Here is a 14,985-nt window from a genome sequence, read left to right on the forward strand (position 1 = left end):
ACTATTCACCTCTATATTCATCAAGAATTTCTTTTACCATTTTAGGCGTTAAGTTACCATAGTATCTTTCATTAATCATCATTACAGGTGCTATAGCGCAACATCCTATACAGTTAACAGTATTTATTGAGAACTTAAGATCTTCTGTAGTTTGTCCTGCTTTAATCCCTAAACATTTTTCAATCTCGTCAAGCGCAACCATTGAGCCTGCAACGTGACAAGCAGTTCCGTCACATACAGTTATAATATACTTTCCTTTTGGTGTTAAACTTAAAGCTTTATAGAAAGTTGCCATACCGTATAATTTACTTACAGGTATTTCTAAGTATTCTGCGAGAGTTTCTAATGCTTCTCTTGGTATATACTTATACTTTCTTTGTATATCCTGAAGTATTGCCAGAGTAAATCTCTGCTCCTTAGGATACTTTTCTATTACGTCTCTCGCACACAAGCTGTCTTCGCGTAATTCTTGTTTTTGTGCCGCTTGCATAAATAAATCCCCCTCTTATTGCAAATTTATATAAACAGAATAACAATAATTATCCCGCTTATCCCTAAAACCTAAAACCTATTTAAAACCCAAAATCAATTTAAAACCCCAAACCCATTTCTAATAAAACCTTATTTTTAAATTTTTGATAACTATTTTATCCTATAAGGACATGTATAAATCTTCATCTTTTCTCCTCTTACAAACCCAGCTAATGTTATATTTAATTTTTGTGCAAGTTCTATTGAAAGACTAGTTGGTGCAGACTTTGAAATAACTATTGGTAATCCAAACCTAGCAACCTTTAATATCATTTCAAAAGACACCCTACCACTTATGAAGATAATCTTATCATTTAGCGATATATTTTGCATAAGTGCCTCTCCAATTGCTTTGTCCATAGCATTATGGCGAGCTACATCTTCGCAAATCACAACTATTTTTTCCCCATCTGATAAAGCTACGCAATGCGCTCCTCCTGTTTGCTTAAAAGCCTCAGAGTATGATAAATTCTCTTCCATTAATTCGTAAACTTTTGAAACATCAATAGAAAGACAATTATCCTCTGCAGCTTTACAATTTAACGATTCAACTAACTTCGAAAAAAAATCTGCTCTACTCTCTTCATTAAAACCTACCGGTAATAGTTGTCTTAATTGTTTATCGTTATTTGCATCTAATTTTATCTTAACTACACCACTTTTTTCATCTAACTCAAAACTTTCTACTTCATTCATATCAGAGATTATTCCTTGAGTTCTTAAAAATCCCCAGACCAAAGCATCTAATTTTTCATGTGTACATAACAGTGTTGCTATATGTTTTTCATTTACGAATAAACTTAAAGGATACTCATAAATCATACTTTCAGAGCTACTTTCTTTTTCATGCTTATCATATCTAATTACAGGATATTTTTTTATCTTAATCAACTACACTTCCTCCCAAAATGTTTCTCTCAATAAAATCACACACTTCTTCTGGGCTGTTTATATCTAGAACTGGAATATTTATATTTAATGTTTCATTACTTGCAACAGCAATGAAGCTTGAGCTATCAAATTTAGGATTTTGACACAACAAATTACTGTCAACTTCCTTTCTATGAATCTCTATTTTAGGGAACTTGTTATCTTTAAACCCTTCGATTATAATGATATCCATATCTTTAAATAGCCATAGCAATTCATCTATTGTCCTTTTAGTTTCAATTCTTTGAATCATAGCTAATTTTGAGTCTGATGAAACTACAACCTTATCTGCTCCAGCCTCTGTGAGCTTAAAGCTATCTTTTCCTGGGTAATCTATCTCAAATTTATGGACATCGTGTTTTATTGCTCCTACTTTATATTTTTTATTTTTTAATATTTTTATAATATTCTCAATCAAAGTTGTTTTTCCAGTATCAGACTTTGTTGATACAATCGAAATTATTGGTACTTTATTTAAATATGAATCTTCCATTGACTTCCTCTCCTGCTTTTACAATTTCCTTATCTATTATAATAATTCCATTCGCCTTGCTTATTGTTAAGAGTTGATTTGAACTTTGAGAACCTACTTTGTATGCATAGCGGATTCCATCTTTTTCTTCAATATTTACATAAACATAGTTTATTCTCCCCTTCACAGAGCTAAAGTCTTCTCCTAAAACAACTTTAAATTCCTTATTATGTGTATCACTTTTACCCATCATCTTTTTAACTGCAGGTCTTACAAACTGTTCAAATGTATTTATTACTGCTAAAGGATTTCCTGGAAGCCCAAAGAATAACTTATTCTTGCATTTTGCAAATGTGAATGGCTTGCCAGGTTTTATAGCTACTGACGAAAATTTAACATCAGCACCTAATTCTTTTAAACAGTTCTCAACAAAATCATAATCTCCAGCAGATACCCCTCCAGAAGTTATAATAATATCACCCTCTTCAAAGGCATCTTTCATCTTTTTAAATAATAAACTCATATCATCTCTTACAATGCCATAAGACTTTACATTAGCTTGAAGATTTTTTCCAAGCGCCATAAGTGAATATCCATTACAGTCTCTTATCTTACCTGAGGTTAACTCTTCATTGACATCTATAAGTTCATCTCCGGTAGTAATTATAATTATTTTAGGTGCTTTAATAACTTTAGCAGAATTAAATCCCAGTGAAGCCATAAGCCCAATTTCTGATGGTCTTATAGTCATACCTGATAATAGAGCAATATCTCCTTTTCTAATTTCTTCACCAAGATTTAATATATTTCTATTCTTTTTTACCGGATTGAATATAGCTACCTCTTCGTTGTCGGCTTCAACATTTTCAATCTGAATTACTGCATCAGCCCCATTAGGTATAGGCGCTCCTGTCATTATTTTCAATGCTTCTCCACACTTTAGCTGACCTTCATAAAAATCACCTGCTTTAATTATCCCTTTTATTTTAAGTTTTACAGGCTTTTCTTCTGAAGCATTTTCTGTATTTTCACTTATAATGGCATACCCATCCATAGCAGATTTATCAAAAGGAGGTAAATTATCTTTTGAATAAATATCCTCCGCTAAGACCTTTTCTAATGAACTTAATATATTTACTGTTTCAAATCCTAATACTCTTGTTTCTTTTAATACTATTTCTAAAGCTTCTTCGATTGTTATCAATTTAATTTCCTCCTATGTTCGCTAAATAGTTTCTCAAAAGACCTATCTTTTCCAAGATAGGCCTTTATATTATTTTATGCTTCCACTTTTTCGGTTTGAACATTCATTGCTTTTCTTACTCTATTGTATTCCTCCTTAACAAACTGCTCTGCTTTTTCTTGGTCTTCTATTGTTTCAATTTTTACAGCACAGTATTTATATTCAGGAGTCTTCGATATAGGATCTAAATTATCTATAGTCAATTCGTTGCATGCACCTATCCACCATTGATATGTCATGTAAACTGCCCCTCTGTTAACTCTATCTGTAATTAGCGCCCTAGCTACTACAGAACCTCTTCGAGAGCTTATTCTTACTAGCTCCTGATCATTAACCCTAAGCTTTTCTGCATCCTTCGGGTTCATTTGTATGTAGCCTGGTTCATCAGCAAGTTGCTGAAGGGCACGACAATTGCCTGTCATTGTTCTTACGGAATAATGACCTACTTCTCTAACTGTAGATAAAACTAAAGGATATTCTTCATCTGGAGTTTCCATTGGCGGTCTCCATTCTGAAGCAGATAACTTTGCTTTTCCACTTGGAGTTGAAAATTTATTTCCTTCATACAGGTATGAAGTTCCTGGATGTTTCTCATCAGGGCATGGCCACTGAATACCCCCAAGTTCCTCTAATCTTTCATAGCTAGCTCCTGTAAAGTTTGGACATAAATTTCTCATCTCATCCCATATTTCTTTTGTATTATTATAATGCATATTATAGCCCATTGCAGTGGCAACCTCTGAAAGTATTTGCCAATCTGGCTTAACATCACCACTTGGCTCTATTGCTTTTCTAAACCTTTGGAAGCCACGATCAGCACAACTATAAACACCTTCATGTTCCCCCCAAGATGTTGCTGGTAATATTACATCAGCATGCAATGCTGTCTTGTTCATAAATATGTCCTGTACAACTACAAGTTCCATTTTCTCTAATGCTTCTCTAACTTCTGCTGAATTTGGATCACTTTGAACAGGATCCTCTCCCATAATATAATAAGCTTTAATCTTGTTTTCTTCCAATGTAATCCTTGGAACTTCAGTTAAATGATATCCAATCTTATTGGAAAGCTTTACACCCCATGCTTCTTCAAATTTTCTTCTAACATCATCATCATCCACTTTTTGGTAACCAGGATATACATTTGGTAAAGCTCCCATATCGCAGGCTCCCTGAACATTATTTTGGCCTCTTACTGGTCCAATGCCTACGCTTGGCCTTCCAAAATTGCCAGTTAATATAGCAAGAGCTGCTAGTCCTTTAACAACATCAACTGCCTGCCCAAATTGACATACTCCCATTCCATATAATATCATAGGATTCTTAGCTGATGAATACATTCTCATTGCTTTTCTTATATCTTCTTTCTGAACACCTGTTATTTCATTCGCATATTCAGGAGTATATTTGCTAACTAAGTCTTTGTACTCTTCAAAGCCTTCTGCATGCTTTTCAACAAACTCCTTATTATAAAGGCTTTCGTTTATTAATGCATTCCCTAGAGCATTAACTAACGCCATATTAGTTCCATTTTTTATTGGAAGCCATAAATCAGCTATCCTAGCAGATTCTGTTATACGAGGATCAACAACTATAACTTTAGCTCCATTTTCCTTTGCTTTAACAATTCTTCTAGCAACTATAGGATGAGAGTCTGCTCCATTATAACCAAAAATAAATATTAAGTCAGCATTGTCTAGTTCATGAATCCCATTAGACATTGCTCCATTTCCCAATGTGTAGGCCAAACCGGCTACTGAAGGAGCATGTCAAACTCTTGCACAGTGGTCTATGTTATTACTCCCAATCACTGCACGAATAAATTTTTGCATTATATAATTTGCTTCATTTCCTGATCCTCTTGCACATCCCGTTCCCATAATTGATTCAGGACCATACTTTTCCTTTATTTCACTTAATTTTGAAGCAGTAAAATTTATAGCCTCATCCCATGATACTTCCTGAAGCTCTCCATTTTTTCTAATCATTGGTCTTTTAAGACGAGAAGTTAAAAGTTGTGGATCATTTAAAAAGTCCCATCCATAATAACCTTTCAAGCATAAAGTTCCTTCATTAGTTCTACCATTTGCTGGCTCAGCTCTAACTATCTTATTATCCTCTACAATCAGATTAAGGTTGCAACCAGCACCACAATAAGGGCACACTGTCAGCACCTTATTTTCCATTGTAATTCCCCCCTTTTTGTCTATCTCTTAATTTTTCTTATTGATACAAATTTATTTATAACCATTGTTTAATATATTAGAATACCACAATGTCTCTCACGAGTCATTTGCAGCATACCTATCAGTTCTTGTAATTTACAAATAAACATGAGATTAATTAAATTATCAAATAATTAATTATTTTAAAATGTATAGCGGGAATTTATTCAAAGTATACTAGAGATTAGTGACAAGAACGATTACTGAGTAACTTAGTATAACTATTTCAATGAATATATAATTTAGTAGATTAGTATGTTTGATCAACCTTTAATTCATTTACAATTTTATTTGTGATTAATTAGATTAGTTCTACTTATAATAATATATTAAAATATTAGGAAATTCATGTCAAGTTCTACTAATAAAGCAAAAAATAACTATAATTTTTTTAAAATAACATTAAAATAAGTTAATTCTTAATTTTCTCACATATCATTTAATCACATTAAACTCACATAAAAAAACACAAATTCGCAGCAAATTTTTTATCATCTATTGTATATTATTGTATTACTGTTATTTTTTTATCAATAATTTATTATTTCAATTTATTCACTTTGCATTAAGCTGCACTTCTTAAATTAAAGTTATTGTAAAATCTCTCAATTAATAATGAGTATATCAAATTTCATAATTTCACTATTAATGTTAATAAGATAATAGAATACTATTATCTCATATGGGAATTCTACTTAATGGATTCACAATTATGAATCTATCTTAGTAATTTGCATTTTGAAAGGAGATTTTCTCATGGATAACAAAAAAGCTTTAGAAGAAGCAAAACAATTAAATCAACAGTCTAGACAAAGCATGTCTAGTACAGGAATGGCTGGTGGCATGACTAGCAGCACAAATACTTCAGACCTACAAGAGGCTGTTCAACTTAATCAGCAATCAAGACAAGGCGGCACTTCAGCAATGGCTAGCAGTACTAGCACTGGAATAACTAGTGGAGCAGATTCTGCAGATTTACAGGAGGCTAGACAACTTAATCAGCAATCAAGACAAGGTAGTACTTCAGCAATGGCTAGCAGTACTAGTATGGGAATGACTAGTGGAGTTGGCTCTTCTGATTTAGAAGAAGCTAAGAAGCTTAATGAACAATCAAGACAAAGCAAAAAATAGTTATTAATTATATAAGTTATGCAGAATATAACATATAATCTGTATAAAATAAAAGAGAGGTAAATTTACCTCTCTCAATTACTTTTCAAAAGTATAATCCGAAATACCGCCGCTCTAATTTTGACACCTATCTCTCCGATAGGTGGGTGTCCTCACAGATGTTTCTATCGCCTTCAAAGCCGTCACAAAGGGTCTCACAAGAAAGTACATATCTACGCCTAAATGTTGAACTCCCGTTCTAGTAATGTAGGTTCAAAATATAGAGCTTCTCAAATATCTCAGAAATTATACAATTTTAATGGTGCGAAAGACGGGACTTGAACCCGTACGGTCTCCCACACGCCCCTCAAACGTGCGCGTCTGCCAATTCCGCCACTCTCGCGTCTCTACCTATATTATAGTATATTTTATTTAATTGTCAACTGTAAAATAAATCTCCTAGTTTTTAAGCCTTACATATTGCATAAATATATCTATTGCTGTTTTTAATGATTTGCTTTGGTTTTTATCATATAAATACTTATAGATGTTATAATTTACTTTAACTTTTTTTACATACTTGTCAGTCTCCTTGAAAGGTATGTAGTGAAGATTCTTTCCATCTGCTGAATGATCTGAACTCTTTAACCATTTTTGTACATTTCCTCTACCACCATTATATGCAGCTAATACTACATCCATATTTCCGTTAAATTCTTCTCTTAAATTATTTAAATACCAGCATCCCATTCTTATATTAAATTCAGGATCATTTAACATTGAAACATTAAAATCCTTTATATTCATTTTCTCTGCAGCCCACTCCGCTGTATCAGGAGTTATTTGCATTAGTCCATAAGCATTCTTATGTGATCTTGCTCCTTCTTCAAAATTACTTTCTGCCTTTATTACTGCAGAAACCAAATAAGGATCCAATGCATATGTCTGAGAATATTTAACTATATAGTTAGAATACTTTAACGGAAAAAATAACTTTATTATATTTGCAATGTTCATTATAAAAACAATAAATACTATAAGCAATAATGCACGTTTAATAGTTTTCAATATACTTTATGTCTTAAAATATCTATAATTTAAGACACTCCACCCCCCTATACTTTTTGCCAATTTCTCTTAATGCTCTATATAGTTCCTTTTCAGTATACTCTAAAGTTTTTGAGTTATCTATTATAAAATCACATACCCTTTTTTTATCTTCTAAAGGCATTTGAGAACTAATTCTATCAATTACCTGTTCCTCTGTTAAGTGATCTCTATTTTTTACTCTTTCTATTTGGGTTTTTGAATCAACCCATACAAGTATATTTACATCCATATACTTATGAAGATTATTTTCTATTAACGTAGCTGCATCAACGAAACATACTTGTTTTCCTTCTTCTTTAAATCTATCTAGCTTGATAAATATATATTCTATTATAAATGGCATTATTATTTTTTCGTATTTTTTTCTTCTTTCTTCCACAGCAAATATGTAATTACCAAACTCTTTTCTTTTAAGTTCTTCCTTTTTATTAAAAAACTCTTTTCCAAATTGTTCTTTTACTTTTTGAAGTATCTCAGGATAAACTTTTAATACCTCTCTTGCAGCGATATCTGCATCTATAATGCTGAATCCTTTTTTTCTAAGCATATCAGATATAGTACTTTTCCCGCTTCCTATACCACCTGTAATACCTATTTTTAGCACACAGCAACACCTCTTTAATTACAGTTTTATATTATTTAGCTTCATACCAATTTTCACCTATATTTATATCAACTTCAAGAGGTACCCTTAAATCCAAAACCTCTTCCATCTCTTTTTTTACTATGGCTTTTACCTCTTCTAACTCTTCTTTGCGTACATTTAAAATAAGTTCATCATGAACTTGTAGTATTAATTTACTATTAAGGTTTCTTTTTCTTAATTCATCATATACATTAACCATAGCTAATTTTATAATATCTGCAGCACTTCCTTGAATAGGAGTATTCATAGCAAGTCTCTCTCCAAAAGATTTTACTATCTTATTTGATGCCTTTATCTCTGGAATAAATCTTCTTCTATTCATAATGGTAGTTACATATAGGCTTCCCTTCGCTTGCTCAATTGCATCATTTAAATATTTCTTTACACCCGGATATCTCTCGAAATATGTATCTATATAACTTTTAGCCTCTTTTCTAGATATCTTTAGATCCTTTGCTAAACTAAAATCTCCTATACCATAAACTATTCCGAAATTTACTGCCTTAGCATTACTTCTCTGCAGCGGAGTAACTTCATCTATAGGCACTCTAAATACTTCTGATGCAGTTTTAGTATGAATGTCACTATGGTTTACAAAAGCATCTATCAGATTTTCATCATTAGCTATGTGTGCAAGCACTCTGAGCTCTATCTGTGAATAATCTGCTGAAAGTATAACACAATTATCATTCTCTGGCACAAAAACTTTTCTTATCTCTCTTCCCATTTCATATTTGATTGGTATATTTTGAAGATTAGGTTCTGTACTTGAAAGTCTTCCTGTGGTTGTAACAGTTTGATTAAGGCTTGAATGAATTTTCCCATCCTCATCTACTACAGCTTTTAATCCTTCAATATATGTTGAGTAAAGTTTTGTAAGTTGTCTATAGTAAGTTATCTTTTCTATTATTGGATGCTTATCTGAAAGCTCATCTAAAACTTCAGCGTTAGTTGAATATCCTGTTTTAGTTTTCTTAATTACTGGCAAATCAAGTTTTTCAAATAATATTTTTCCTAATTGCTTAGGAGAATTTATATTGAATTCTTCTTCTGCAAGATCATATATTTCTTTTTGTATAGTGCTTATTTCAACTTTAAATCTCTCACCAAGCTCTGTTAACTTTTCTGTATCTACCTTAAATCCTTCATATTCCATATATGCTAATACTTCAGTAAGTGGTTGTTCTACTGTATATAAGAGTTCATCCATATTTGCTTCTTTTATACTAGTTTCCAAAGACTCAAATACCTTACTTAAAAGAGCAGTATGCTTTATTTGCTTTGTAAGTTCATCTCCTGTAGGCCTAATTAATAAATAATTTCCTATAATATCTTCAAGTTCATATTCTCCTTTTGAAGAATCAATTAAATATGCAGCTATTTTTGTATCAAATTTTATTCCTTTAAAGCTTATGCCCATTTTGCGCAATATAGTATGTGGTATCTTAACATCATGACTTACCTTCTGTATGTTTTTATCTTCTAATATAGATTTAAGTAAGTTTATTGCTTGCTCTTCGTTAACATCCATAAGTTGTTTTATTTCTATAACATAATTATTTTCATTTAGATTTACAAATATTTTTTCTATATAACTTTTAGAGTAAACACTAGCATCTGTTATTTTAAAGGTCATATACAAAAGTTCACTCTTATTTTTACAAACTGTAAGTATTTGCTCTATAACATCTTTAAATCTATCAATTTTGTTAATACTTTCAAATATAACATCTTGCTCTTCATCACTCTTATCTGACTCTATATCTATGCTTTCACTACCCTTTTCTATTCCTGGAATTTTATCAACTAGCGTTTTAAATTGGAGTCTCATAAATAACTTTCTTAAACCTTCAGCATTATAATTCTCCTTTGATTTTATAGAATCTAAATCTATATCAATAGGCACATCCTTCATAATTGTAGCTAACTTTTTACTAAATATGGCCTGCTCACTGTACTGCTGTAAATTTTCTTTTATTTTCTTACCACTTATATTGTCTATATTATTAAGTACATTTTCTATGCTCCCATACTCTTTTATAAGTTTAAAAGCAGTTTTTTCTCCTATTCCAGGAACTCCAGGTATGTTGTCTGATGAATCTCCCATAAGACCCTTTACATCAATAAATTGATTTGAAGTAACACCATACTCTTCAACCATTCTTTTCCCATCGTAAATTTCCTTTTCTGTAATTCCCTTTTTAGTTATTATAACCTTAATATCATCTGAAGCTAATTGAAGCGCATCTCTATCTCCCGTAACTATGTATACTTCTATATCTTTATTTTCTGCAAAAGTAGAAAGTGTTCCAATTAAATCGTCTGCCTCGAATCCGTCTATTTCAAAAATGTTAATTGAAAGCAATTCCAATAACTCCTTAACCACTGGGAACTGCTCAGCTAACTCCTCAGGCATTTTTTTCCTTCCAGCTTTATACTCCTTGTATTCACTATGTCTAAAGGTAGGCGCACTTCTATCAAAAGTGGATACAATATAATTAGGACTTATTTCTTCCTTCATTTTTAAAAGCATAGTAATAAACCCATATACAGCATTAGTGTGTAAACCTTCCGAATTTGTTAAAGGTGGAAGTGCGTAAAATGCTCTATTCATTAAACTATTACCATCTAGTATCAATAATCTTTCTTTTGTCATGTAAAATTACCTCCATTATAGTTTATATATCCTTATCTCTCATATACTTCTCGTCTGTATTCTACAACATATTGTTTTAGTTCTTGAAAGCTATCACAAGGAAACTTACTCATAATCTCTTTCAATATCTCAAAGGCACAAACATTTTCCAATACTACTGAAGCTGGAATAACTCCACATACATCAGATCTTTCATATCTATTTACTACATTTGTTCTATTAACTAAATCTATAGAATCTAAACTCTTTTTCACTGTGGGAATAGGTTTCATATAGACTTTCATATCTATATTTTCTCCATTAGAGACTCCTGCTTCTATGCCTCCACAATTATTCGAAGTTCTTATTATTTTTTCATCTACATAGTATATAGGATCGTTAAAGCTACTTCCTAGCTTACTTAAATCAAGCCCATTGCCAAATTCAATTGCCTTTATTCCTTGTACCGACATCAAAGCTCTGCTTAAATTTGCATCAAGCTTCCTATCCCATTGAGTATAACTTCCTATACCAATCGGCATGCCTTTTACAGAAATAAAAATACACCCTCCTATAGTGTCTCCCTGTTCTTTGCACATATCTATTTTCTCTATTATCTTTTCTTCAACTATACTATTATAACATCTTATTGAACTGCTCTGGATTTTTTTAAATATTTTATCGTCATATAGGTCTACTGTATCATCAAAAATATTACCCACACTATTAACCTTACTTCTTATCTCTATATCTAGATCTCTTAATATATTTCTGCACAAAGCACCTACAGCGGTCCTTATAGCTGTCTCTCTAGCTGAAGTTCTTTCTATTACATCTCTAATATCTCCTGTACCATACTTAAAGAACCCAACCATATCCCCGTGTCCCGGACGCGCTACCTTAATTCTTTCCTCATCTTTAGGTTCTCTACTCATTAATTCTTTCCAATTTTCATAATCCTTATTAAATATTACCATGGTAATAGGATTGCCCGTTGTTTTTGTCCCTCTAACGCCGGACCAAAATTCAACCCTATCTTGTTCAATTTTCATTCGATCTCCGCGGCCATATCCATTCTGTCTTCTTTTAAGCTCATTATTTATAAAATCTATATCTATATTAAAATTAGATGGTATACCCTCTATTATTGCCACTAAGGCCTTTCCGTGGGATTCACCAGCATCTAAGAATCTCAGCATACTTTAACTCACCTTTCACGATTTAAAATTAGAAAATAACATATATAATGTACCGTTGCTTTCTTTTACTATTATAAATTAGAAAAAGTCTATTGTAAAAAGTTAAATAAACTATACCCTTTTTCATATGATATATCAATAGAAATACTGGTAAATATTATATGAATTATATAAAAGTAAAAAAGATTATATCTGATACATATTTAATAGCTATTTACAAAATATGTCTATTAAATAATTATTTCAGATATAATCTTTTAAAATATTTTATCACCTATCTAAAATATACTTAAATCTAATTCTTTTGATAACTCTTCTAGAATTTTTACTCCAGCAATACTGTTACCTTTAATATCAAGTGCCGGTCCAAATACTCCAATTCCCATTCTCGTAGGAACTGCTGCAAGTATGCCTCCACCTACTCCACTTTTACATGGTATTCCTATCTTTACTGCAGTATCACCTGATGCATCATACATTCCACATGTAACCATTATTGTTTTAACAATCCTAGCCACATAGGCTGGTACAACCCTTTCACCATTCCAAGGTAAAACTCCATTATTAGCTAACACAGCTCCGACTCTTGCTATATCCTTGCAAGTTGCTTCTATAGCACACTGCTTAAAATATACATCTAGTACTTCTTCTACCTCTCCCTCTATTATTCCAGTACTCTTCATGAAATAAGCCAAGGATCTGTTTCGATGTCCTGTATTTTTCTCTGATTTATATACGTCTTCATTGATATTTATATCTGGATTTCCTGTTATTTTTCTAGTAAACTTTAAAATTCTTTCAAAGATCTTGTCCCCATCACTACCTGCAATTAAAGAAACCGTTGCAATAGCTCCTGAATTTATCATAGGATTTAAAGGTCTTTGTGGACTCTTAGTCTCTAGATTTATTATAGAATTAAATGCATCTGCAGTTGGCTCCATTCCAACCCTTTTAAACACATTTTCTTTGCCATTATCTAAAATAGCTAACATTAGAGTTATAACTTTAGAAATACTTTGAATTGTAAACTTCTCATCGCAATCTCCAGAACAATACTCTTCTCCATCTAAAGTAGTTATACATATTCCTAATGCTTCTGATTTAGCCTTAGTTAATTCTGGTATATAGGATGCTACTTTTCCATCTTTCGTATAAGCTTTATTATTTTCAATTAAACTATCTAATAACTTTTCCATATATTCTCCCACCTATCTAATACTTTAGATTATATATAATTTTAGTATTTCATTAAATTCATTCATATATTTAAATGAAACTCCTTCTCCTTTCGTCGAATGAGTAAGCGATTCACTGCAAATCAAAGATTTGAGTTCTCTGCTTAAATGAAATTTTTTCATAATTTGTTTGAAACTTAATTTATATCTTTTAAACTTTGATGAATTTTGTATTAATACCTGCATATATCATTATATATCGTTTTCACCTGTTTGTAATCACTTTTTTTGTTATCATTGTATAAAAAAAAGCAGCAGAATTTTATTAAATCTGCTGCTGGTATATTCAAAAATTATTAACCTCGTGGGAGGATTCTACCTATCATATCAAATAAAAATCTGCATGATTCCTTCTTTTTAGTTTTTACCTTTTTATTGTCATTACTTTTTTTGTCATCTCCAAAATTCATATTCTTTGTCATTTCCTTCATACAAACCACTCCCTTTTCCTATTTTTATTTGCAGTTTGTATAGCATTAAGCTATTCAAATCTTATATTTCTACTATTATAATATGTTTATATTAAAATGTCACTATAAAAATAAAAAATTTTTAGAATTTTTTTAATTTTAAAAATTTATGCCTCTATGCTTGACATAGAGGCACTTTAACAAAATTTTATTTATGAAATTTTTGCTATTTACTCATTGCTTCTTCGATAGCAACAGCTACTGCAACGGAAGCACCTACCATAGGGTTATTACCCATTCCGATTAGCCCCATCATTTCAACGTGAGCCGGAACTGATGAAGAGCCTGCGAATTGAGCATCTGAATGCATTCTTCCCATAGTATCTGTCATACCATAAGAAGCTGGGCCTGCTGCCATGTTGTCTGGGTGAAGAGTTCTTCCAGTACCGCCACCAGATGCAACGGAGAAGTATTTCTTGCCCATTTCAACACATTCTTTTTTATATGTTCCTGCAACTGGGTGCTGGAATCTTGTAGGGTTAGTTGAGTTACCAGTTATTGATACATCAACTCCTTCGTGATGCATTATAGCAACACCTTCTCTAACATCATCTGATCCATAGCATTTAACTTTAGCTCTTGGTCCATTTGAGTAAGCTTTTTCTTTAACTATTTCTAACTTTCCTGTATAATAGTCAAATTTAGTTTGAACATATGTAAATCCATTTATTCTTGAGATTATATAAGCAGCATCTTTTCCAAGACCATTTAATATAACTCTTAATGGCTCTTTTCTAACTCTGTTAGCTTTTTCAGCTATTTTTATAGCGCCTTCAGCAGCTGCAAATGATTCATGTCCTGCTAAGAATGCAAAGCATTTAGTTTCTTCTCTTAAAAGCATAGCCGCTAAGTTTCCGTGTCCAAAACCAACTTTTCTGTCATCAGCAACTGATCCTGGGATACAGAAAGATTGCAATCCTTCTCCTAAAGCTTCAGCAGCTTCAGCAGCTTTTGCACATCCTTTTTTTATAGCTATTGCAGCACCTACTATATAAGCCCAGCAAGCATTTTCAAAGCATATTGGCTGAGTTGATTTAACTATGTTATAAACATCTATTCCTTTTTCATCACATACAGCTTTAGCGTCTTCTAAAGTCTTCATACCATACTTTTCGAGCACTGGTGTGATTTGATTAATTCTTCTTTCATAACTTTCAAATAATGCCATTTTCGTGTCCT

13 protein-coding genes, 1 tRNA gene and 1 other RNA gene are annotated in these 14,985 nt (G+C 31.9%); 1 reads left to right on the plus strand and 14 read right to left on the minus strand.

What is annotated here, in order from left to right; translation table 11 throughout:
* Position 1: 1 nt before the first annotated feature.
* From nuoE to fdhF, 5 genes are all read right to left on the minus strand, one after another.
* Positions 2 to 490, minus strand: a complete 489-nt coding sequence (gene nuoE / locus RCG18_RS02870) for an NADH-quinone oxidoreductase subunit NuoE (protein WP_308039936.1) — start codon at positions 488 to 490, stop codon at positions 2 to 4.
* Positions 491 to 642: 152 nt separating this feature from the next.
* Positions 643 to 1,422 carry a formate dehydrogenase accessory sulfurtransferase FdhD gene (gene fdhD / locus RCG18_RS02875; RefSeq protein ID WP_308039937.1) on the minus strand — a complete coding sequence of 260 codons (780 nt, stop codon included), beginning with the start codon at positions 1,420 to 1,422 and terminating at the stop codon, positions 643 to 645.
* Positions 1,415 to 1,954 (minus strand): molybdopterin-guanine dinucleotide biosynthesis protein B, encoded by a 540-nt coding sequence (gene mobB / locus RCG18_RS02880; RefSeq protein WP_308039938.1) that lies wholly within the window; start codon positions 1,952 to 1,954, stop codon positions 1,415 to 1,417. Before mobB ends, fdhD begins: the two co-directional genes overlap by 8 nt.
* Positions 1,932 to 3,137, minus strand: a complete 1,206-nt coding sequence (gene glp / locus RCG18_RS02885; protein WP_308039939.1) for a gephyrin-like molybdotransferase Glp — start codon at positions 3,135 to 3,137, stop codon at positions 1,932 to 1,934. The genes mobB and glp overlap by 23 nt, the downstream gene beginning before the upstream one ends.
* A 74-nt stretch (positions 3,138 to 3,211) precedes the next feature.
* Positions 3,212 to 5,362 (minus strand): formate dehydrogenase subunit alpha, encoded by a 2,151-nt coding sequence (fdhF, locus tag RCG18_RS02890; RefSeq protein WP_308039940.1) that lies wholly within the window; start codon positions 5,360 to 5,362, stop codon positions 3,212 to 3,214.
* A 795-nt stretch (positions 5,363 to 6,157) separates the two neighbouring features.
* On the opposite strand from fdhF, the gene RCG18_RS02895 reads away from it, so the two are divergent.
* Entirely contained in the window at positions 6,158 to 6,532 is a 375-nt protein-coding gene (locus RCG18_RS02895; protein ID WP_308039941.1) for a hypothetical protein, read from the plus strand.
* Positions 6,533 to 6,623: 91 nt separating this feature from the next.
* Here RCG18_RS02895 and ssrS read toward each other — a convergent pair.
* The 9 genes from ssrS to RCG18_RS02940 form a co-directional block, all read right to left on the minus strand.
* Positions 6,624 to 6,820, minus strand: a non-coding RNA gene (gene ssrS / locus RCG18_RS02900) — 6S RNA.
* 11 nt (positions 6,821 to 6,831) lie between these two features.
* Positions 6,832 to 6,914: transfer RNA gene (locus tag RCG18_RS02905), tRNA-Leu, on the minus strand.
* 56 nt (positions 6,915 to 6,970) lie between these two features.
* Positions 6,971 to 7,579 carry a lytic transglycosylase domain-containing protein gene (locus RCG18_RS02910; RefSeq protein ID WP_308039942.1) on the minus strand — a complete coding sequence of 203 codons (609 nt, stop codon included), beginning with the start codon at positions 7,577 to 7,579 and terminating at the stop codon, positions 6,971 to 6,973.
* A gap of 22 nt (positions 7,580 to 7,601) precedes the next feature.
* Positions 7,602 to 8,225 carry a dephospho-CoA kinase gene (gene coaE / locus RCG18_RS02915; protein WP_308039943.1) on the minus strand — a complete coding sequence of 208 codons (624 nt, stop codon included), beginning with the start codon at positions 8,223 to 8,225 and terminating at the stop codon, positions 7,602 to 7,604.
* 31 nt (positions 8,226 to 8,256) lie between these two features.
* A complete protein-coding gene (gene polA / locus RCG18_RS02920; RefSeq protein ID WP_308039944.1) occupies positions 8,257 to 10,923 on the minus strand; it encodes a DNA polymerase I in 2,667 nt (888 codons plus the stop codon).
* Positions 10,924 to 10,955: 32 nt separating this feature from the next.
* Entirely contained in the window at positions 10,956 to 12,101 is a 1,146-nt protein-coding gene (aroC, locus tag RCG18_RS02925; protein WP_308039945.1) for a chorismate synthase, read from the minus strand.
* Positions 12,102 to 12,379: 278 nt separating this feature from the next.
* Positions 12,380 to 13,297, minus strand: a complete 918-nt coding sequence (gene glsA, locus RCG18_RS02930; protein WP_308039946.1) for a glutaminase A — start codon at positions 13,295 to 13,297, stop codon at positions 12,380 to 12,382.
* A 335-nt stretch (positions 13,298 to 13,632) separates the two neighbouring features.
* Positions 13,633 to 13,767 carry a hypothetical protein gene (locus RCG18_RS02935; protein WP_308039947.1) on the minus strand — a complete coding sequence of 45 codons (135 nt, stop codon included), beginning with the start codon at positions 13,765 to 13,767 and terminating at the stop codon, positions 13,633 to 13,635.
* Between the two features lie 205 nt (positions 13,768 to 13,972).
* Entirely contained in the window at positions 13,973 to 14,974 is a 1,002-nt protein-coding gene (locus RCG18_RS02940) for a GGGtGRT protein (RefSeq protein ID WP_308039948.1), read from the minus strand.
* Positions 14,975 to 14,985: the final 11 nt, after the last annotated feature.

Origin of the sequence: Clostridium sp. OS1-26 (genome assembly GCF_030915445.1) — a bacterium.
GTDB lineage: Bacteria > Bacillota > Clostridia > Clostridiales > Clostridiaceae > Clostridium_AM.

Excerpts from the sequence above, each read along its gene's own strand:
- nuoE (WP_308039936.1), bottom strand. The coding sequence starts at position 490 with ATGCAAGCGGCACAAAAACAAGAATTACGCGAAGACAGCTTGTGTGCG.
- mobB (WP_308039938.1), bottom strand. The coding sequence starts at position 1,954 with ATGGAAGATTCATATTTAAATAAAGTACCAATAATTTCGATTGTATCA.
- RCG18_RS02895 (WP_308039941.1), top strand. The coding sequence starts at position 6,158 with ATGGATAACAAAAAAGCTTTAGAAGAAGCAAAACAATTAAATCAACAG.
- polA (WP_308039944.1), bottom strand. The coding sequence starts at position 10,923 with ATGACAAAAGAAAGATTATTGATACTAGATGGTAATAGTTTAATGAAT.
- aroC (WP_308039945.1), bottom strand. The coding sequence starts at position 12,101 with ATGCTGAGATTCTTAGATGCTGGTGAATCCCACGGAAAGGCCTTAGTG.
- glsA (WP_308039946.1), bottom strand. The coding sequence starts at position 13,297 with ATGGAAAAGTTATTAGATAGTTTAATTGAAAATAATAAAGCTTATACG.
- RCG18_RS02935 (WP_308039947.1), bottom strand. The coding sequence starts at position 13,767 with ATGAAGGAAATGACAAAGAATATGAATTTTGGAGATGACAAAAAAAGT.
- RCG18_RS02940 (WP_308039948.1), bottom strand. The coding sequence starts at position 14,974 with ATGGCATTATTTGAAAGTTATGAAAGAAGAATTAATCAAATCACACCA.